Raw genomic sequence first — 21,002 nt, forward strand, 5'->3', positions numbered from 1 at the left:
ATTATGCCATTAGCAGAGAAATATAGACCTACTGAAATTGCAGATGTGGTCGGACAAAGACATATTATAGGTAAAGATAAATTAATAAATAATATGATAGAGCATAGTAGTTTTCCAAATATGATTTTTTATGGTCCTCCAGGAACAGGAAAAACTACTATTGCAAAAATAATTTCAAAAAATGCCAACAAAAAGTTTTATAAAGTAAATGCCACAAATTCATCGATGGAAGATATTAGAAAAATAATAGCTGAGATCGGGACTTTAGAGGCAAAAAATGGAATATTACTCTATATAGATGAGATACAGAGTTTTAATAAAAAACAACAGCAGTCAATATTAGAATTTATTGAAAATGGTGAAATCACTTTAATTGCGAGTACGACAGAAAATCCATATCATTATGTCTATAAAGCGATATTAAGCAGAAGTATTGTAATTGAATTGAAATCTCTTACATTGGATGATATAGTTGAAGGGTTGTATAAGATAATTGACAGATATAATGATGATCTATTATCAAAAATCACAATTAAAGGTGAAGCTGCAAAAAAAATAGCCGGTTCTTCAAATGGAGATTTAAGATCTGCCATTAATATACTTGAGTTAGCAATTAATGAATCAAAGTTAGATGAAGATGGAAATATTTTTGTGGATTTATCAACAATAGAAAAACTAAACTTATCTACTTCTTATAATTTTGATAGAGATGGAGATATTCATTATAATCTTCTTAGCGCTTTTCAAAAATCAATAAGAGGAAGTGATGCAGATGCTTCTGTATATTATTTAGCAAGACTTATCAAAGGAGGAGATTTGATAAGTATATGTAGAAGATTATTGGTTATAGCAAGTGAAGACATAGGTTTAGCTTATCCTAATGCAGTTTCTATTGTGAAGGCTTGTGTAGATTCCGCAATGCAACTTGGGCTTCCGGAAGCAAGAATACCTTTATCGCAGGCAACCATACTTTTAGCAACTTCTCCAAAGTCCAACTCTGCATATCTAGCAATAAACAGTGCTTTAAATGATATTAATTCGGGTATTCATGATTATATACCATCTTATTTGAAAGATGCACATTATTCGGGTGCGGAAAAATTAGGAAGTGGTATAGGTTATAAATATCCGCACGATTATCCCAATAACTATGTAAAACAGTCCTATATGCCAGATAATATTTCTAATAGAATATACTATGAGCCACAGGACAATAAATTTGAAAATAGTATTAGAGAATTTATCGACGCAATAAAGAAGTAAATCATAGTAAATTAATCTTGACAATTTTACTAGGATATTATAATATATTTTTAGGATTAATTCATAGTTAAATACTAGGAATTAGTTCAAGGAGGATGATTTTAATGAAACTTTCTACTAAAGGTAAATATGGTCTAAAAGCGATGTTTGAGTTGGCAAGATGTTCTAATGAAGAACCGGTATCTTTGAAGTATATTGCCAAACAACAATCCGTATCAGATCAATACCTTGAGCAGATTTTTTCAGCTCTTAAGAAAGCCGGGCTGGTAAAGAGTGTAAGAGGTGCTCAGGGAGGATATCTATTATCCAAGGAAGCAAGTCAGATAACAGTCGCAGATATACTTAGAGTTCTGGAAGGTGATATGGCATTTACGGAATGTCTTCTAGATAGAGACGCCTGTGAGAATTTTAATTCATGTTCCACAAGATATGTTTGGGAACAAATCAAACAGGCAATTGAAAATGTAACAATGTCAATTTCTCTACAGGATATGGTGGATGATTACAATTCAAATTTTAGTTATAGAGATGATGATATTTCCGAAATGATGAGTATAAAAAAATAATTAGTGACTCTACGTACATGGCCATGTACTTATATATTTTATCGAATTTGAAAAGAGAGCTTAAAGGCTCTTTTTTCAGTTAGAAAATAGAAATATATTATAGGAGTTTAATAAAATAAATCTAGGAGGAAAATTTATAAAAATATGAGTGATAATAATAGATTGAAGAGAAAGGTTCTTCTAGGCATGAGTGGTGGGGTAGATAGTTCGGTTGCTGCATACCTGTTACAAAAAGAAGGTTATGAAGTCATAGGTGCTACGATGAAATTATGGAAACCCGGTGAAGATAATATAGATAATGCAATTATTGATGCGAAAAAAGTAGCTGATAAATTAGGTATAGAACATCATGTTATAGATTTTGAAAAAATATTTAAAGAAAAGGTTGTAAAAAATTTTATAGAAGAATATTTTGCTGGAAAAACACCTAACCCCTGCGTTTTTTGTAATAAACATATAAAATTTGATAGAATGTTTAGAGAAGCTGAACGATTGGGATGTGATTACGTGGCTACCGGACATTATGCAAAGGTTGAATATAATTCGATAAAAAAATTATATGAGTTAAAGAGATCAAGTTCAGACAAAAAAGATCAAACCTATATGCTTTATAATTTAAATCAGGAAAAGTTATCAAAAATACTTTTTCCAATAGGTAATTTTCAAAAAGACGAAATTAGAAAAATTGCTAAAGAAATAGGACTAGAAATACATAATAAACCAGATAGTCAGGATATCTGTTTTATTCCTAATCAGGATTATGAAGCTTTTTTGAAAGAGTATTCCAATAAAATAATAAACAAAGGTAATTTTATAGATGTAAATGGAAAAATAATTGGAGAGCATAAAGGTATAGTTAGCTATACAATAGGACAGAGAAAAGGACTTGGGATTACATTTGGGAAACCGACCTATGTTATCGATATAGATGGTGAAAATAATTCAATAATACTAGGTGATAATGAGGAATTGTTTAAAAAAGAACTTTACGCAAGAGATGTGAATTTTATTGATTATCCTCTTTTGGTAAATGATACAAGAACTGTCAGTGCAAAAATAAGGTATTCTTCAAATCCTTCTAAAGCAGTGATAACTATGTTAAATGATAATAGAATAAAGGTTAATTTTGAAAAGCCTCAAAGAGCAATTACACATGGTCAAAGTGTGGTTTTTTATGATGAAGATGTCTTGGTTGGTGGTGGTATAATAGAATAAATATAATTATTTTAAGAAATTAATTGATTAAATTTTAAATTTACGGTAATATATAGAGTATAGATAAATACTTTGAAAGAAAATAGTAAGAAGCTCAGGTTCATATAGAGAGAGGTTGTTTGGTGGAAATACCTTGAATACAGTTTCTGAAGCAGTTCTGGAGTAGCTCATTGGAAATTTTTAGTATAGTGAGACGTATTGCCGCGTTAAGGTTAATGAGATATCAAGAAATTGATAATAAGGGTGGTACCGCGATAATTCGCCCCTGTATTTTAAATACAGGGGCTTTTTTTATGTAATAATTATTTTGTTGGAGGATAAATTTTATGAAAAAACTTGGTGTAAATGAAATAAGAAAAAAATACACAGACTTTTTTAGTACAAAAGGACACTATATAGCAGAATCGCATTCTTTAATACCTAGCAGTGATAAATCGTTGTTACTTATAAATTCTGGTATGGCACCATTAAAAAACTATTTTTCAGGTGTTGAAACTCCGCCGAAAAATAGGATGTCTACTGTTCAAAAATGTATTAGAACGGGAGATATAGAAAATGTAGGTGTAACAGCTAGACATGCGACTTTTTTTGAAATGATGGGAAATTTTTCTTTTGGAGATTATTTTAAAGAAGAAGCAATTAAATGGGCTTGGGAGTTTATTACTGAATGGTTAGAGATACCTGAGGACAAGCTTTGGGTAACTGTTTATGAAAGTGATGATGAAGCTTTTGATATCTGGAAAGATAAAGTTGGTTTTCCGGAAGAAAAGATTGTAAGACTTGGAAAAGATGATAATTTTTGGGAAATAGGATTGGGACCTTGTGGACCATGTTCAGAAATATATTTTGATAAAGGTGAAAAATATGGCTGTGGATGTCAAAATTGTAAACCGGGATGTGATTGTGATAGATTTTTAGAATTTTGGAATCTTGTATTTACTCAATTTGACAGACAGGAGGATGGATCATATACCGAATTGGAGAATAAAAATATAGATACGGGTATGGGACTTGAAAGAATGGCCTGTATAATGCAGGAAGTAGATAATATATTCGAAATAGATACAATAAATAAAGTTCTTAGTAAAGTAGTAGAAATTGCAAATAAAAAATATGGTAATAATTCGTCTGATGATAAATCTATTAGAATAATAACTGATCATATAAGATCTGTAAGCTTTATGATTGCGGATGGTATACTTCCTTCCAATGAGGGAAGAGGTTATGTGCTAAGGAGACTTCTTAGAAGAGCGGCTAGACATGGAAAGCTTTTAGGGATTGAAGGTTCTTTTTTAGCTGAGTTAATGGAAGTTGTTGCGCAGACATCTGGTGAAGCTTATCCCGAGTTAATAGATAAAAAATCGTATATTAAAAAAGTAATAAAGATAGAAGAAGAAAAATTTGCAGAAACTCTTCAGCAAGGACTGGATATTTTAAAAGGATATACAGAAGAAATAATTAATAAAGGCGAAAAAATTATATCCGGTGAAATGGCATTTAAATTATATGATACTTATGGTTTCCCTCTAGATCTTACTATGGAAATTTTAGAAGATGAGGGATTAAGTGTCGATGAAAAAGGGTTTGAAAAGGAAATGCAGTCACAAAAAGACAGGGCAAGAGCTGCTAGAGGAAATCAAGAAGGAGAAGCTTGGAAAGAAGATCCCCTTACTTCTCTTGAAGATGCAAGTTCAGTTTTTGAAGGATATTTTGAATTAAATAAAAATACCAATATTAAGGCTATAGTGGTAAAAGATGAACTTGTCGATCAAGTTGAAGAAGGTATAGAAGCTTCTATTGTATTGGACAGTACGACTTTTTATGCTAATGGTGGCGGACAAGTAGGAGATAAAGGAATAATAGAATCTGATACAGGAGTATTTGAAGTAATCGATACATTAAAAGGTGCTAATGGAAGTATAAAGCATATCGGTATTATGTCCAGTGGATCATTACGTACTGGTGAACATGTAGTGGCAAAAGTTGATAAAAAACTTAGAATGGATGCAGCTAGAAATCATAGTGCCACACATTTGCTTCATAAAGCACTTAAAATGGTTTTGGGTGAGCACGTAAATCAAGCAGGTTCTTTGGTAGAACCTGATAGGTTAAGGTTTGATATAACTCATTTTGAATCTGTAACATCTGAAGAATTATCTAAAGTTGAAAAAATAGTAAATGAATTTATTCTCGATTCTTTAGAAGTAAAAGCTGAAGAAATGAGTATAGAAAAAGCGAAATCACTTGGTGCAATGGCTTTGTTCGGTGAAAAGTATGGTGATATTGTAAGGGTTGTATCAATGGGAGATTCTTCAGTAGAGTTGTGCGGAGGTACTCATTTAAATAATACATCACAGATAGGTATGTTTAAAATATTATCTGAAAGTGGTGTAGCTGCAGGGGTTAGAAGAGTAGAAGCCATAACTGGAAGAGCTGTATATGAATACATATTAAATAAAGAAGGTACTATTGATAAAATATCTGATGTATTAAAAACACGAGAAAATAATATTATCAACAGAGCAGTTTCTCTAGTTGAAGAAAATAAAGAATTGGAAAAAGAACTTCATTCTATTAAATCAAAAATGAGTTTAGCCAATGCTGATTCGGTATTGGAGTCAAAGATAGACATAAAAGGAGTTAATTTAATTACAAATAAATACGATGGAATGGATATGGACACACTTAGAGAAGTGGCGGATAATTTAAGGGATAAATTGGAAAATAGTGTTGTTATCCTGGCGAATATAAGTGAAGATAAAATAAATTTTGTAGCAGCAGCAAGCAAAGAAGCTATTGAAAAAGGAGCTCATGCAGGTAATATAGTTAGGGAAGTTGCTAAAGTAGCTGGCGGAAAAGGCGGTGGAAGACCTAATATGGCACAAGCTGGAGGAACTGATATCTCAAAAATAGATGATGCCCTAAAACAGGCTGCAGAAATTTTAAAATCTCAAATTAATTAAAGTATATTTAAAATCTCAAAATTAATATTATAAGTATAGATGCAATTTAATATTTTTTAATAGTTATTGATGCTATGGCAAGATCAAGTCATTTAGCATCAATTTCTATTTTCTTGGAAAACTTGCTTAATTGGTTTTTTTATTGTAAAATCTATTGTAAGCAATAATTTTTATAATAAATATAAAAAAGAGCCACAGTTTATTAATTATTTTTGATTTATTAAAAGAACACTTTATTTTTATGGTATAAAAAGATTATTTACCATAGAAAAGTAATCTTAATTGCTTGGTTTATTCTAAAATAAGGTATGTATTGAGTTATGCGTATAAAATAGGAGGTATATTATGGATAAAGATATGGAGTACACAGTACAATTTGAAACTCTTACAGAAGAAAAAATGGATGTTTCTGAAACTATAATGTATGTTTATAATGCATTATTGGAAAAAGGGTATAATCCCGTAAATCAGATAATCGGTTATTTACTTTCCGGAGATTCCAGCTACATAACTAGCTATAATAACGCAAGAGCGGCAATAAAAAGATTTGAGAGAGACGAAATTATGGAAGAGATAATTTCAAAATATTTAAATATTGGAGAGTAATGTAATATGAATAAGAAAATTATGTCGCTTTTTATTTCCATTGTTTTCGTATTTAGTTTATCTGTTTCTTCATTAGCAAAGCAAAAAGAAAAAAATAATATGATGCTTTCTACTGAAATGAAGAGTACAAAAGGAGAAGTTGACAAAACTATTGAAACTACGACCTCTAAACAAGGTGGAAGAGTAATTGTTATTGATTTAAGCAGAACAAGTTTGGAAAATTTTGATAATATAAAATTTCTCAGAGAAAGATTGGATAATAGTGGATACATAGGTCTAATGAATATTAGAGGTGATAAAGGGTATGACGATAGAAGAAATTATGCGACAATAGGTGCTACAGGTAGAGTAGATATATATACTGATGCAGTTATAGATTTTTCAAAATCGACAAAAAACAGCAGAGCTCTATATAAAGCTTCTACCGGACATACTCCTGCAGAAATCAATTTAAATAATATCAATAATATTGATTTACTCAACCAAACTTATGGTGAATTTAAATCTAAAATGGGATATTTAGGAGATACCTTAAAGGCTCATGATAAAAGAATTGCTGTACTTGGAAATATGGACCACTATGATGAATTTGGTGAATATAAAAAAAACAGAGATTTCTGCTTATCTCTTATGGATTCAAAAGGAAGAATTTATAGAGGGAATATCGATGATATAAATAAAAAAGATCTCAGATTTCCATACGGAATATCTACAGATTACAAAAAACTAAAAGAAGAAACAAATGACTATTTAAAGATGGCTGATTTATTATATGTTAATCTTGGTGATACTTACAGATTAGATATGTATAAACCAAATTTAAATAAAAGAACGTATAAAAAAATGAAATTTGCTATTTATGATAAAATTAGTGATTATATTGAATATGTCTTTAGTCAAGCGGATTCTTCCGATACTATTTATGTTATAAGCAGTTATCCTAGTGCTTTGGAGTACAATAACAATAAAAGACTGGCACCTGTTGTAAGGTTTGATATGAGTGATAATACAATGGGATTGCTTACTTCATCTACAACTAGAAGAAAAGGTATAATTGCAAATTTAGATTTAGGTGTTGATATACTTTCAAGATTTGGATTAAAAAACTCTGAAATGGTAGGTAGAAAGATAATCTCTGTTGAAAATGAAAAAAGAGATGAGTACTTAATGAAAGAATATGAAAAAATAGTAGCTATTTCAAGTATTAGAATACCAATTATCAATATTTATGTTACATTAGTATCTTTTTTCATAATTTTAGCTGCAATTACATTATGGCAGAGAAATAAAATTTCTTTTAAGCGAAGATATAAAACTCTAAATATAATGAAAGAATTGATAAAACTCGGATTAATAATGCCTTTGGCTTTTTTAACAGCACCTGTATTACAGGCAAAAACACAACCGATGGTGGCAATTTCTATAGTTATAATGACGATACTATATTATGTAGTAGTAAGTAAGATATTTAAAGGTGACGACATAAAGCAAATAGGTATATATTCTCTTCTAATGATATTTGTAATAACATTTGACTCACTATTAGCTACACCACTTATGGAAAGTAATATCATGAGCTACGATCCTATGATAGGAGCTAGATATTATGGTATAGGAAATGAGTATGAGGGGGTTACAATAGGAAGTGCGTTATTAGGATTTTCTATCCTGCTTCAAAACAAGAAACTTCGCAAACCTATAGTTACAACGATACTTATAATTATCTTATTCATATCCGCATATCCTGCAATGGGAGCAAATGTTGGTGGAGCTATTTCGGGTTGTATTGCATTTTTTGCATTTATTTTAATGGTATATGATATTAAAATTGATTTAAAGAAAATAATTCTGATATTTTTTGTTACATTGCTTTTGGTAGTTGGATTTGCGATTGCAGACATTATGCTAGGGATAGGTTCTCATTTAGGAAATTTTGTAGAACAAATAACAATAAACGGGCCAATGGAGGTTGTGACAGTATTTACCAGAAAAATAGAAATGAATGTTCAGCTTGCACAAACTACAATTTGGGTGAATATTTTATTGGCGACAATAGTAGTTATTTCTTTCTCTGTTTATAAGCCGAATAAAAATTTAGCGCCTATTAAGAAAGAATATAATATTATATATAAGGGATTTTTATCAATGATTGCGGGTTGCTTTGTAACTTTGTTGGTGAATGATTCGGGTATAATATCAGCAGCTACATGTTCTATATATCTTATAATACCGATTATGATAATGATGATAAATAGAAAAAATATTCGAAGTACAATAGATGAGGATTTGATATGTTAGAAGGAAGAATACTTGGCTTAGACATTGGTGATGCAACTATAGGAGTGGCATTAAGTGATATCATGGGAATCACTGCCCAAGGAATTAAGACAATTAAAAGAGAAAGCAAGAAAAAAGATATTGAAGAAATAAAAAAAATAATAATTGAGAATAATGTGAATCTGATTGTATCAGGGTTGCCCAAAAATATGAATGGGACAATCGGACCGCAGGCTGAAAAGGTAACTAAGTTTTGTGATTTATTAAAAGAAGAGACTGGACTTGAAGTGGACTATTGGGATGAAAGGTTGTCAACAGTATCAGCTGAAAAGTTACTAATAGAAGGATCAGTAAGTAGAAAATCCAGAAAAAAAGTGGTAGATAAACTCGCAGCTGTGATAATATTACAAAATTATTTAGATTTTAAAAAGTATTAAAAATTTAAGATTTCGTATCTAGTTGAAATAAGAATGTCTAATTGATATATTTTTTGGTAAATAATACCCCTTAGAGAGTTAAAAATTCGTCTAAGGGGTATATTTTTAAAAGAGTATGAAATTAATTTGTTATATCTATTGACTTTAAAGCATTTTTGGTTTATATTTATATTATCAATTGAAAAGAAGAGGTGAGAGTTATTTATGGAAAAGACTATGGATATTTTAAAAGAAAAGCTAAAGGCTACTGGATTTAAAATTACACCACAAAGAAGAGCGATAATCGAGGTATTAATTGAGAATGAAAACTCACATCTAAGTAGTGAAGAAATTTATGATAAGGTACGTGCTAACTGTCCTGAAATTGGTCTTGCAACAGTATATAGAACTATGCAGTTGTTGGATGAAATAAATGGAATTTCTAAACTAAATTTAGATGATGGATGTATAAGATATGAAATTAATATAGAAGGTGAAGAAAATCATCACCATCATCATCTTATCTGTAAAGAATGTGGAGCAATTATTGAGGTTAAGGAAGATTTACTAGAAGCAATCGAGGAAAAAGTTGAAAACATGTACAATTTTGAAATATTTGACCACGATTTGAAATTTTATGGTAAATGTGAAAACTGTCAAAAGAAAAAATAATTTTTTTACAATTTATAAATGTATGAAATAAAAAAGATGTACAATGTACATCTTTTTTATTTCATATATTTATATAATATAAATATATTTGATTAGTTGTTAAAATCTCTAAATAATTATAATGTATATAAATAATTAATATTTCAGATATTTTGAATTTTATACAAGTGTTTTAAATTCATAACCTTGACTTTTATAGTATTTTATAATTTTATCAAGTGATTTAACAGTTTCTTCTTTTCCATAAGTATCATGCATAAGTAAAACAACTAAATTTTTGTTCTGGCTTGATTTAACAGCCTCATCGTATAATTGATCAGCATTTTTTTTAGGACCTTCAGCATCTCCATTTAAACAGTTCCAATCTATAGAAGCTTTATTATTTTTTATTAAATATTCATTTAAAGGTTCCGTTTTTTGCCAAGAAATTTGACCGCCAGGGCATCTAATTACACGAGTTGAAAAATTTTCCATATCTAAAGAAGCTTTTATTAAATCATCATTTTTCTTAAAATCACTAGAAAAATTTTCCATGCTTAAAACTCTTGAAGGATATAGGTATGAATAGTCGTGTGAATAAGAGTGATTTCCTATAGCATGACCTTGGTTGTAAATATCCTTTAGAATATTAGGAGCCCCATCAATTCTCAGTGATTTTCCGATTACAAAAAAAGTGCCCTTGACATTATTGTCTTTTAATATTTTAAGGACATTTGGAGTATTTGTTAATGAAGGGCCATCGTCAAATGTAAGAAATACTTCCTTTTTTCCGCCATTTTCATAATCATATGCATTTAAAGCATTCCAAACTTTCTGGGAGTCAACCCCGTAGATTTCTTTCTCTCTTTTTCTTTGACCAATTATAGTCTCATCTTTTTTCTTTTCAACTACCTGATGTTGAATAGTTTTCTTTTTTGTTGTTTCTTGTTCAGTTTTGTAAGCAAGTGCAATTTTGATACATCCAGTAATACTTAAAACAATTATAAGTAAAAGAAGTACTTTCTTTGCACTAAAACCTGATTGTTTTTTCTTATAAGTATTTGTTTTCTTTTTTCTTTTAGCCATGTCATCCTCCTTCAGTTCTATTTTACTACAGATTTGACCAATATGAAATATCAATACAGAAATTGTAATATTAATTTAAGATTTATACCTTGTAATGTAAACTTTATGTAAACTTTTTTTGAAAAAGTCGATAATTTTATCGTAATAGTGGTATAATATATTAATGTTTGAACAGTATAAATTATATATAAACAGTTTATAGCTGGTTAGTCGGGTATATTAATATTTAAACAAATATGATATTATTTTATGAGGTGAAGCATGAAAAGATATAAGTGTAAAGAATGTGGGTATATTCATATTGGAGATCAACCGCCAATAACATGTCCGGTTTGTGCATATGATGATATATTTTATGAAATAAGTTCTTTGGTGGAGCAGAGTAGTGAATATTATGAGATGCTAGATGTAGATAATCCATCATTTATAAAATTACTTAGAAGTCAGTTTGAATTATGTAGTCAACTTGCATCAGTAGCGATGGCCATGTCTATGCAGGCTACACATGAAGGTAAAGCTAATGAATCTGCCAAATTTAAAGAAATAAGTTATGAGATGCTAAAACAGTCTGCTATCTATTCTATGTTTTTAGGCGAGTTTCTTGAGTTTAATACAGAATCTAATATAAAAGAAATTGAAAATAAAATAAAGAAGTTAGTAAAAAATAACGAAAAGTTCATATTATTTCTCAATGAAGAAAGTCTAGATGAAATTTCTGTATTAATTGAAAGAAATAATAAATTATTAATTAATTGTTTTTGATTTGGATTTTATATAATTTAAATGACTATTGCTACCATATAATATAGTGGCAATAGTCATTTTTAAGAAATCATTGCAGAAATGATAATATTTTATTAAACTTAAAGTTACTGGTCACTATATACTATTTTTCCTCCACAAATTGTATATTTTACTTTTCCATATAATTCCCAGTTAGTAAAAGGTGAGTTTTTTGATTTTGATTTAAATTCTTTTACCGTATATTTTTCGTTCGGGTCAAAAATACATATATCGGCTATTTTTCCTAAACTTATATCACCTCTATCAAGATTATAGTATCTGGATGGATTTATTGTAAGTTTGGACAACATATGTGACATATTCAATATATCTTTATTTACTAATTCAGTAATAGAGAGCGGGAGAGCAGTTTCAAGACCTATAATCCCACTAGGAGCCTTTTTGAATTCTGTATTTTTTTCATCAAATGTGTGTGGTGCATGATCAGTAGCAATTATCTCAATTGTATCATCAGCCAAACCACTAAGTATTTTTTGTCTATCGTTTTCAGTTCTCAATGGAGGATTCATTTTGGCAAGAGTCCCATATTTTAGTACGGCATCTTCTGTAAGAGTAAAATGATGGGGCGTTACCTCGGCTATAATATTGGCACCCATAGATTTCATATGCCTAACTATATCCACTGAATTTCCTGAGCTTATATGTTGTATATCTATAGTTGCTCCTGTTTCAAGAGCTAACATGCAATCTCTTGAAACCATAAGATCTTCAGACACTCTTGGAGCACCTTTTAGTCCCAATTTTTCTGATATCAAACCATCATTTATACCATGTGTACCTATTAGGCTGTTATCCTCTTCATGTAATGCAATTATAGCTCCTAATTTTTTTGCCCTCAACATAGCTTCTCTTAGAACATTGGTACTCATTACGGGAACACCATCATTTGTGAATCCAGCAGCTCCTGCAGAAAATAAAGTTTCCATATCTACAATTTTTTCCTTAAAATCATATGTCAAAGCAGCTTCTTGAAAAATATTTATTTCCGCTTTTTTTGATTTATCTAATACATAGTTCAAATTTTCGACTGAATCAATTTTAGGATTTGTATTTGCCATTAAAATAACAGAAGTGAAACCACCAGCTGCAGCAGCTTTTGATCCAGAGAGAATATCTTCTTTATGAGTAAATCCCGGGTCTCTAAAGTGAACATGAATGTCTATCAGACCGGGAGAGACAATGTATCCCTCAGCATTGATTACTATAGTATTCTCATCATCATAGGAGTCTATATTTTTATTTATATTGATAATTTTGTCATTTTCAATAAGAATATCTCCATCATCTTCAAATGAAGTGGCAGGATTTATAATTTTTCCGTTTTTTATAAGTAATTTATTCATTTTTATCCTCCTGATTAAATTTTTTAAAAAAAGAGATTAATTCATAGTGAATTAATCTCATGTTTTCAATAATCGTCTACTACTTATATATAATCTTAATAGGATCGACTTTAGATGCCTTAAATGCGGGAACAAGACCAAAAACAATACCCGTAATAGCAATAGCAAAAAACGCATATAAAAAGCTATTTATGTTAGGTATAGGTTTGAAAGGAAGTATATTTTTTGAATATAGAGTGACTGCATATCCAACTACTAATCCAAGGATACCTCCACAAGCCGTTATAAATATTGATTCAATTAGAAATTGAAATAGAATTGTCTTAGGTTTAGCGCCTAAAGCTCTTCTTATACCAATTTCTTTGTTTCTTTCCATTACAGATACATACATTATGTTCATTATTCCAACACCACCTACAATCATTGCAACAATAGTTATAACTCTTACAAATTTATCTATACCTTGAGTAAGAGATTCAGTGGATTTTTGAATACTATTCTGATCCTGTATTTTATATTCACCAGCAATATTAGGATGTAGAGAAGTTAACTCTGATACTACAGATTCAGAAACGTCTTTTATTTCATATCCTTCTTTTACTTTTACAGTAATATTGTTTATAGTGTTATCCCTAATAAAGTTACCGGACAAAATATTAAATCCATTGTTTGTTGTATATGAAGAAGGGGATGAAGTATCGAAATTTGTTCTTTTTTTAAATTTCTTTTCTATTGGATCATAAGTAACATTACTATCAGAAATACCTATGATTTCAAAATTATTTCCACCAATAGTTACACCTTTTCCAATAGGATCTTTTTTTCCGAAAATTTCCTTTACTGCTTCACTTTCCAATACAACGACTTTTTTTCCTTCATCAGATGGGGTAATTTCTCTACCTTTAATAATTTTATATTTATTTCCTTCAGAAGGTAAAAATTGACCGTTATATGATTTATCAAAGTATGAAATATCTTGGAACACCATATTTTCACCATAAAAACCAGGTCTTGTTTGAACAGGTTTGCTAGAAGGTTTTATTGATTCAACACCATCTAGTGTAGATAATATCTGAATATCGGATGTTAAGAAAGGGTCCAATAATATTTGATTCAAAGCCTGACTAGGCGTTTGTTTTTGTGCATTTGAAGTGGTAGGTTCTTCGACACCATCATAATCGTTATTAATTTCATCAATAGTTTTAAAATATATTATTGCAGTTCTTGGTGCAATACTCTGAAATGATTGCTTTACCATTGCACTCATTGCATTTCCGACAGAACTAACGAATACTATTGAAGTAATACCTATTATAATCCAAATAAATGCAATAATTAGTCTAAGTTTATGTCCCTTAAGATTAGTAAGGGAATTTTTCAATATAGTAATCACAGATTAATCCCCCTTTATAAAACGTCCATCTTTTAAGGTTATTACACGGGAAGCATACTGTGTCATATCATGATCGTGTGTAACCATAATCACAGTAGTACCTTTATTGTTTAATTCTTTTAGAAGGTTCATTATTTCTATCCCAGTCTCACTATCCAAAGCTCCTGTAGGTTCATCAGCAAAAATAAGATTTGGATTATTTACGAGCGCTCTTGCAATTGCAACTCGCTGTTGCTGACCACCGGATAAATGGTTAGGATAGCTAAGTGCCTTTTCTGAAAGACCTACATCAAATAATCTTTTTTCTACAAGTTCTTTTCTCTTATTTTTATCTTTTACACCCGCATATATAAGCGGTATTTCAACATTTTGAAAGACATTTAAGGTATCTATGAGATTAAATTGTTGAAATACAAAACCCACATGTTTAGCTCTATATTCAGATCTCATGTTTTCGCCTAAATGACTCACATCGTGGCCTTCAAAAAAATACTGTCCCTTATCAAGTTTATCAAGAAATCCAAGTAAATTTAGCATAGTTGTCTTACCACTACCTGATTTACCCATAATCATTATAAACTCACCAGATTCTATTTCTAAATTTAGATTCTTTAGTACATGAAGTTTATCTTTCCCTACTTTATAATACTTTTGTACATCTTTTAATATAATTTGCATAATATCACCTACTTAAATTCTGACTACTTATCAGAACTATCATCCTTTGAAGAATCATCTTTATTTGAATCTTCGGCTGTTTTAGGAATAGGATCTCCATCTTTCATTTCTAGAGTAGGGTTCTTAATTATGACATCATTTTGGTTTAAGTTACCGGTTACGATAGAGTAGTTATCTCCCTCTGATATTATTTCGACATTTACTTTTCTAAGTACTCCTTCAACTTCAGCCATTACATATACTTCATCACCAGAATTCAATATTGCCTGACTAGGCACTTTATGTTTATCAGAGTTTATTTCTATAACTGCTTGTGTATGATATCCATCCATTATACCTTCCTGAGTATCAAAAGTTAGTGTTACAGTATAAAATGACATTTGTGAACCAGAGGAATCAGCTCCGAGTGGTCCACTAGAAGAGGCTACTGGTCTATCAGAAATATAACTTACTCTGCCTTTTATGGTTTCGCCAGAAGATAAGATAGTAACATCTGCAGTCATATCTTGGCTTATTTTAGATAGATCCTGTTCGCTTATTTGCCCATTCATTACATATTCAGTAGTTTGAACAGTCATTAAAGCTCCGGCAGTTTGCTGTTCTGAACTATTGTTATTGTTATTCAGATAGACCTTTCCATCAAATGGTGCTTTAACCTTTGTATAAGCTTTGGCATTTGCTGATGAAAGGCTGGTATTTAGAGTTGCAATCTGGTTGTTAATTGCTGTTATGGAAGGATCTCCATTTTGTAAATTTCTCTTTTCTCTAATCAGATTACTTATTTGTGTTTTTATAGAAGCAATTTCCTGTATAGCAACTTCATCTTTTACTATATAAAGTACATCTCCGCTTTTTACACTCTGTCCATTACTAACTCTAATATCAGGAGTTACACCAGAAGCAGGACCCATTATATCTTTACTTTGTTTAGGAACTATAATACCATTTATAAATATTTTTTCATTTTCGGGTATTGTATATGTTTGAACGATATTTTCCGTTGATTTTTTAGTGCTATTTGTTATTATTATTCCACCAATAACTACAATTACCAAAACAGCAGCAATACCAACATATATCTGGATTTTTTTATTAGTTCTAAATTTTGTCCAGTTTTCTTTTATTTTTTCTTTAAAAGACATTTTAACCTCCTATATATTGAAAGTGTTAGTGTGCCAAAAAGGGCAAACTACACCAATTTTTTATCCTTACTCTATTATTTTACATTAAATATGTCACAATTGCAATATTTTTTCAATATAGAAAGTTAGAATTTATTATTAAAAGTCAATTTTTTATAATAAATTAATACCGAAAAATTTAAATAAAGAAGAAAATATAGTTAAATACTTATTTTGATTGAAACTAAAATAGATATTGATAAAATAAAAAATAGAAACGAAATAATTAAAGTAAAGTCAGGTATTAAAACTTAATAACCTAAAAAAATAAAATTGGAATCTATACAGTTATAAAATAAAGATATATAAAGATATATAAAGATATATAAAGATATATAAAGAATAAAATACTAAATTTTATAAAAAATTTTATAAAATATTAATACATGATACTTGTATAATATTACATAACCATATTAATTAAACCACCACATAATAGTTTGAAAAGTGGTGGTTTAATACTAATATTCAATAATAAGAAACATAATTTATGTTAAAATAAAGTTAATATTAATTCGGCATATTCTGCTTAAAAAATATGAATATAACTTATGGAATAATTATTATGCATTCATGACAATTATTCTTTTTCTGTTACTATTTTATTATCATCATAGCTAATCCAATCTGAAAAACTACCCGGATATATTTTATAAGGTATTCCTATTTTATCAAGAGCAAGGGCATTTACCATTAAAGATATACCAGAACCACAGTAAACTATTATTTCTTTATTTGGATCAAGTTTTTCAAAATGTTTTCTGAGTACTTCATCGGATTTATATGAGCCATTCTTCATTGATTCAATATTCAAAATATCCATAAAAAAGTAATTTTTAGCACCAGGTATATGCCCGGCTTTTTTATCAACTGGTTCTTCTAAACCAAGATAGCGAGGATTAGATCTGGAATCTATAATAATTGTATTTTTATCGTAAAGTTTAGATTTTACATATTCCATATTTACCATAAAACTATTATCAATTTTCGTATCTAAATGGATATTATTAAAATTAGGTGTATTAATTTTTTTCTCTATAATACCGCCGTTTTCTTTATAGGATGTCAAACCACCATTTAGTGCTGCTACATTATAAAAACCTATGTTATTAAGTTGATAAAGTAATCTACCAGCACCTTGCATATCGCCATCATCATAAGTTATAACAATCGTATCATTATCAACTCCATAAGATTCCATTATTTTAATGAAGTCTTTGTGATTTTTAAATGGATGTCTACCTCCATGTTCGCGAACGTTGTCAGTTAAGTCATTTTCTACATCCACTAAAAATGCTCCTTCTATATGTCCTTCTTTGTATGAATCTACACCATATGTCTTATTCATCAAATCAAATCTACAATCTAAAATTACATATTTTTTCTCTGAGTTCATTAAATTGAATAATTCTTCAACGCTTATTAATTTTTTCATGCTATCATCTCCTTAGCTATATAATTAAAACAATATCTCATTATCTAAAGTATAACATATTTAAATATAAATTGTATAGATTATTGTCTAAGTATCATATTTTCACTTATTTTCAAAACAAATTAATACGAAACATTAATTTATATTAATAATAGATTATATATTAATAAAATACTATTAAAACTAAGAAATATAGTGTATAATTAAACTGAATCATATTATTCTATAATATTGTCATTAATCCACTTAAAATTATAAAATGTGATATTAATTTTCATTTTATAATATTTGGATATCATGATTGTATATATTTTTATAATATAATAAGGGGGATATAGTTATAATGAGCTATAAGATAGTCAATAAAAAAAAGCTTAACGAAGTTGTTTATTTAATGGATATTGAGGCTCCTAGGGTAGCAAAATCAGCAAAACCGGGACAATTCATCATAGTTGTAATTGATGAAAAAGGTGAAAGAATGCCTCTTACAATTGCTGACTTTAATGCTGAAAAAGGAACTGTGACAATCGTATTCCAGGTAGTCGGCGATTCAAGTAAAAAACTTGGTAAACTCGAAAAAGGAGACAGTATAAAAGATTTCGTAGGACCATTAGGTCAACCAAGTGAATTTATACATGCTGATTTAGAGGAATTGAAGAAGAAAAAAATAATTTTTATAGCTGGAGGTGTTGGGGCTGCGCCCGTATATCCACAGGTCAAGTGGTTGAATGAACACGGGGTAGAAGTAGATGTTATAATTGGTGCCAGAAGTAAAGATATAATTATTTTTGAAGATGAAATGAAAAAGGTGGCAAAGAACCTTTATATGTGTACAGATGATGGTACTTATGGGTTCTATGGCAATGTTACCATGATGCTTGATGATTTAGTTTTAAATCAAGGAAAAGAGTATGATGAAGCAATTGTAATAGGTCCTATGATAATGATGAAGTTTGCATGTATGGCAACAAAAAAATTAAACATACCAACAATTGTTAGTTTAAATACTATAATGGTAGATGGTACAGGAATGTGTGGAGCATGTCGTGTAAGTGTTGGTGATGAAATAAAGTTTGCGTGTGTTGATGGACCGGAATTCGATGGTTGGCTTGTCAACTTTGATGAAGCTATGAAAAGACAAACCATGTTCAAAACTGAAGAAGGAAGAAAAGCTTTGAGAAATAAAGATGGTGATACTCACACAAATCCAAACTGTAAGATCGGAGGGAAACATTAATGGCTATGAAACCAAAAGTTCCTGTAAGGGAACAAGAACCAGCTGTAAGAGCTACTAATTTTGAAGAAGTTTGTTATGGATATAACGCAGAAGAAGCAATTGAAGAAGCTCAAAGATGCTTAAATTGCAAAAAACCGAGATGTGTTGAAGGATGTCCTGTAAGTATAGATATTCCCGCATTTATTCAAGAGGTAAAGACAGGGGAATTTGAAAAGGCAGCTAAGATTATAGCTAAGAGCAGCTCACTTCCGGCTGTATGTGGTCGTGTATGTCCACAAGAATCTCAGTGTGAAGGTGTTTGTGTTTTAGGGATAAAAGGTGAATCAGTTTCTATAGGTAAGTTGGAGAGATTTGTTGCAGACTGGTCTAGAGAAAATGAGATAGACTTAACCGGGGATATTGAGAAAAATGGTATTAAAGTAGGGGTAGTAGGTTCAGGTCCGGCTGGCCTTGCATGTGCTGGTGATTTAGCAAAACTGGGATACGATGTCACAATTTTTGAAGCTTTTCATGAATCAGGCGGTGTACTAACTTATGGTATACCTGAATTCAGATTACCAAAGTCGAAGGTAGTTAATTATGAAATAGAGTCGATAAAGAAACTGGGTGTTACAATAGAAAATAATGTAGTGGTAGGTAGAACTATAACTATTGAGGATATGTTTGAAAATGAAGGGTTTAAGGCCGTATTTATAGGTTCAGGAGCAGGCTTACCATCTTTCATGGGAATTCCAGGTGAAAATGCGAATGGAGTACTTTCTGCAAATGAATTTTTAACTAGAGTAAATCTTATGAAAGCATATATGGATGACTATGATACACCTATAAGAGTTGGAAAACATGTAGCAGTTGTAGGTGGAGGAAATGTCGCAATGGATGCTGCAAGAACTGCTTTACGTTTGGGTGCTGATACTCATATTGTATATAGAAGAAGTGAAGAAGAACTTCCTGCAAGAGTTGAAGAAGTACATCATGCAAAAGAAGAAGGTATAATATTTGACCTTTTAACAAATCCAAAAGAAATCCATGTAGATGATAATGGAGATGTATGCGGTCTTACGTGCATAAAAATGGAATTAGGTGAACCGGATGATTCTGGAAGAAGAAGACCTGTTGAGATTCCGGGATCTGAATTTAAAATAGATGTAGATATGGTAATAATGTCATTAGGAACTCGTCCTAATCCGCTAATAGCTTCAACAACTATAGGATTGGAAGTTAATAAGAAAAGATGTATTATTGCAGATGAAAATGGATTGACTTCTTTGGATGGAATATACGCAGGTGGTGATGCCGTAACTGGTGCGGCAACAGTTATTTCTGCAATGGGAGCCGGTAAAAATGCTGCGGCCAGTATACACGAATATTTAAAAGAGAAGTTTTTAAATAAATAATTTTACTGTGAATGCAGATATAATAATGTATGTTTTAGATTTAGATATGTAGTAAAATATAAAATAAAATTAAATATAGTGTGTATAATAAAAATTATACGATAAAATTTAGAGTAATTTCTATTGAGTTTTCAACCATATAGAGATTACTCTTTTTAATTACAATATGTTTTGAATATGATATAATTCCAACTTCATCAACAAAATCAAAAGACTGCTATAATTATTGCAATTAAAGAGTTATAAGCATTTTGTTATCTTTATCTTCCATAAATTAATTTATACAATATTTTCTAAATGGTCTGTGGAATATTATAACAATAAGCATTTAAAATATAAATAAATTATAAAGATTGGATATAAAAGTAGACATTTATTTACAATAAAATTTATTCCTAAAAAAAGAATACAATATTCATTAAAATTTTTAGAGGTATTATAAATACATAAATATTATACTTAAATAATTATAACATATATTGTTTTTAAAAGTC

At 29.9% G+C, this 21,002-nt stretch carries 17 protein-coding genes and 1 other annotated feature; of the genes, 11 read left to right on the top strand and 6 right to left on the bottom strand.

Annotated elements, in window-relative coordinates; translation table 11 throughout:
• Nucleotides 1-3 precede the first annotated feature (3 nt).
• The 8 genes from HLB29_RS08870 (at nt 4) to HLB29_RS08905 (ending at nt 9,978) form a co-directional block, all read left to right on the top strand.
• Nucleotides 4-1,263, top strand: coding sequence for a replication-associated recombination protein A (locus tag HLB29_RS08870; protein WP_185624804.1), 1,260 nt, complete (start codon nt 4-6; stop codon nt 1,261-1,263).
• Between the two features lie 104 nt (nt 1,264-1,367).
• Complete coding sequence (locus tag HLB29_RS08875; RefSeq protein ID WP_185624805.1) at nt 1,368-1,829, top strand: RrF2 family transcriptional regulator; 462 nt, start codon at nt 1,368-1,370, stop codon at nt 1,827-1,829.
• Nucleotides 1,830-1,973: 144 nt separating this feature from the next.
• Complete coding sequence (mnmA, locus tag HLB29_RS08880) at nt 1,974-3,044, top strand: tRNA 2-thiouridine(34) synthase MnmA (RefSeq protein ID WP_185624806.1); 1,071 nt, start codon at nt 1,974-1,976, stop codon at nt 3,042-3,044.
• A 63-nt stretch (nt 3,045-3,107) separates the two neighbouring features.
• Nucleotides 3,108-3,314, top strand: a binding site (T-box leader).
• A gap of 56 nt (nt 3,315-3,370) precedes the next feature.
• Nucleotides 3,371-6,007, top strand: coding sequence for an alanine--tRNA ligase (alaS, locus tag HLB29_RS08885; RefSeq protein ID WP_185624807.1), 2,637 nt, complete (start codon nt 3,371-3,373; stop codon nt 6,005-6,007).
• A 345-nt stretch (nt 6,008-6,352) separates the two neighbouring features.
• A complete protein-coding gene (locus tag HLB29_RS08890) occupies nt 6,353-6,613 on the top strand; it encodes an IreB family regulatory phosphoprotein (RefSeq protein ID WP_279287999.1) in 261 nt (86 codons plus the stop codon).
• Nucleotides 6,614-6,619: 6 nt separating this feature from the next.
• Nucleotides 6,620-8,911, top strand: coding sequence for a hypothetical protein (locus HLB29_RS08895; protein WP_185624808.1), 2,292 nt, complete (start codon nt 6,620-6,622; stop codon nt 8,909-8,911).
• The gene (gene ruvX / locus HLB29_RS08900; protein ID WP_185624809.1) at nt 8,905-9,327 is read left to right on the top strand and encodes a Holliday junction resolvase RuvX; all 423 of its coding nucleotides are present in this window, start codon (nt 8,905-8,907) and stop codon (nt 9,325-9,327) included. The genes HLB29_RS08895 and ruvX overlap by 7 nt, the downstream gene beginning before the upstream one ends.
• Before the next feature lie 204 nt (nt 9,328-9,531).
• Complete coding sequence (locus tag HLB29_RS08905) at nt 9,532-9,978, top strand: Fur family transcriptional regulator (RefSeq protein ID WP_185624810.1); 447 nt, start codon at nt 9,532-9,534, stop codon at nt 9,976-9,978.
• Between the two features lie 159 nt (nt 9,979-10,137).
• On the opposite strand, the gene HLB29_RS08910 is transcribed toward HLB29_RS08905, so the two are convergent.
• The gene (locus HLB29_RS08910) at nt 10,138-11,043 is read right to left on the bottom strand and encodes a polysaccharide deacetylase family protein (protein ID WP_185624811.1); all 906 of its coding nucleotides are present in this window, start codon (nt 11,041-11,043) and stop codon (nt 10,138-10,140) included.
• Between the two features lie 261 nt (nt 11,044-11,304).
• On the opposite strand from HLB29_RS08910, the gene HLB29_RS08915 reads away from it, so the two are divergent.
• Nucleotides 11,305-11,805, top strand: coding sequence for a rubredoxin-like domain-containing protein (locus tag HLB29_RS08915; RefSeq protein WP_185624812.1), 501 nt, complete (start codon nt 11,305-11,307; stop codon nt 11,803-11,805).
• Nucleotides 11,806-11,912: 107 nt separating this feature from the next.
• Here the strand turns inward: HLB29_RS08915 and HLB29_RS08920 are convergent, their stop codons facing one another.
• The 5 genes from HLB29_RS08920 to HLB29_RS08940 all read right to left on the bottom strand — a co-directional run bounded on the left by HLB29_RS08920 (nt 11,913) and on the right by HLB29_RS08940 (nt 17,877).
• Nucleotides 11,913-13,190 (bottom strand): dihydroorotase, encoded by a 1,278-nt coding sequence (locus tag HLB29_RS08920; RefSeq protein WP_185624813.1) that lies wholly within the window; start codon nt 13,188-13,190, stop codon nt 11,913-11,915.
• 79 nt (nt 13,191-13,269) lie between these two features.
• A complete protein-coding gene (locus HLB29_RS08925; RefSeq protein ID WP_185624814.1) occupies nt 13,270-14,583 on the bottom strand; it encodes an ABC transporter permease in 1,314 nt (437 codons plus the stop codon).
• Nucleotides 14,584-14,586: 3 nt separating this feature from the next.
• Nucleotides 14,587-15,261, bottom strand: a complete 675-nt coding sequence (locus HLB29_RS08930; protein WP_185624815.1) for an ABC transporter ATP-binding protein — start codon at nt 15,259-15,261, stop codon at nt 14,587-14,589.
• Between the two features lie 23 nt (nt 15,262-15,284).
• Nucleotides 15,285-16,403 carry an efflux RND transporter periplasmic adaptor subunit gene (locus HLB29_RS08935; RefSeq protein WP_185624816.1) on the bottom strand — a complete coding sequence of 373 codons (1,119 nt, stop codon included), beginning with the start codon at nt 16,401-16,403 and terminating at the stop codon, nt 15,285-15,287.
• A 619-nt stretch (nt 16,404-17,022) separates the two neighbouring features.
• Nucleotides 17,023-17,877 (bottom strand): sulfurtransferase, encoded by an 855-nt coding sequence (locus HLB29_RS08940; RefSeq protein WP_185624817.1) that lies wholly within the window; start codon nt 17,875-17,877, stop codon nt 17,023-17,025.
• 343 nt (nt 17,878-18,220) lie between these two features.
• Here HLB29_RS08940 and HLB29_RS08945 point away from each other — a divergent pair, with 343 nt between their 5' ends.
• Nucleotides 18,221-19,114: a sulfide/dihydroorotate dehydrogenase-like FAD/NAD-binding protein gene (locus tag HLB29_RS08945; RefSeq protein ID WP_185624818.1), complete on the top strand. Its 894-nt coding sequence runs from the start codon at nt 18,221-18,223 to the stop codon at nt 19,112-19,114.
• Nucleotides 19,114-20,508, top strand: a complete 1,395-nt coding sequence (gene gltA / locus HLB29_RS08950) for an NADPH-dependent glutamate synthase (protein ID WP_185624819.1) — start codon at nt 19,114-19,116, stop codon at nt 20,506-20,508. Before HLB29_RS08945 ends, gltA begins: the two co-directional genes overlap by 1 nt.
• The last annotated feature ends 494 nt before the right edge of the window (nt 20,509-21,002 follow it).

The organism is Peptostreptococcus canis (genome assembly GCF_014229965.1).
Taxonomy (GTDB): Bacteria; Bacillota; Clostridia; order Peptostreptococcales; family Peptostreptococcaceae; genus Peptostreptococcus; species Peptostreptococcus canis.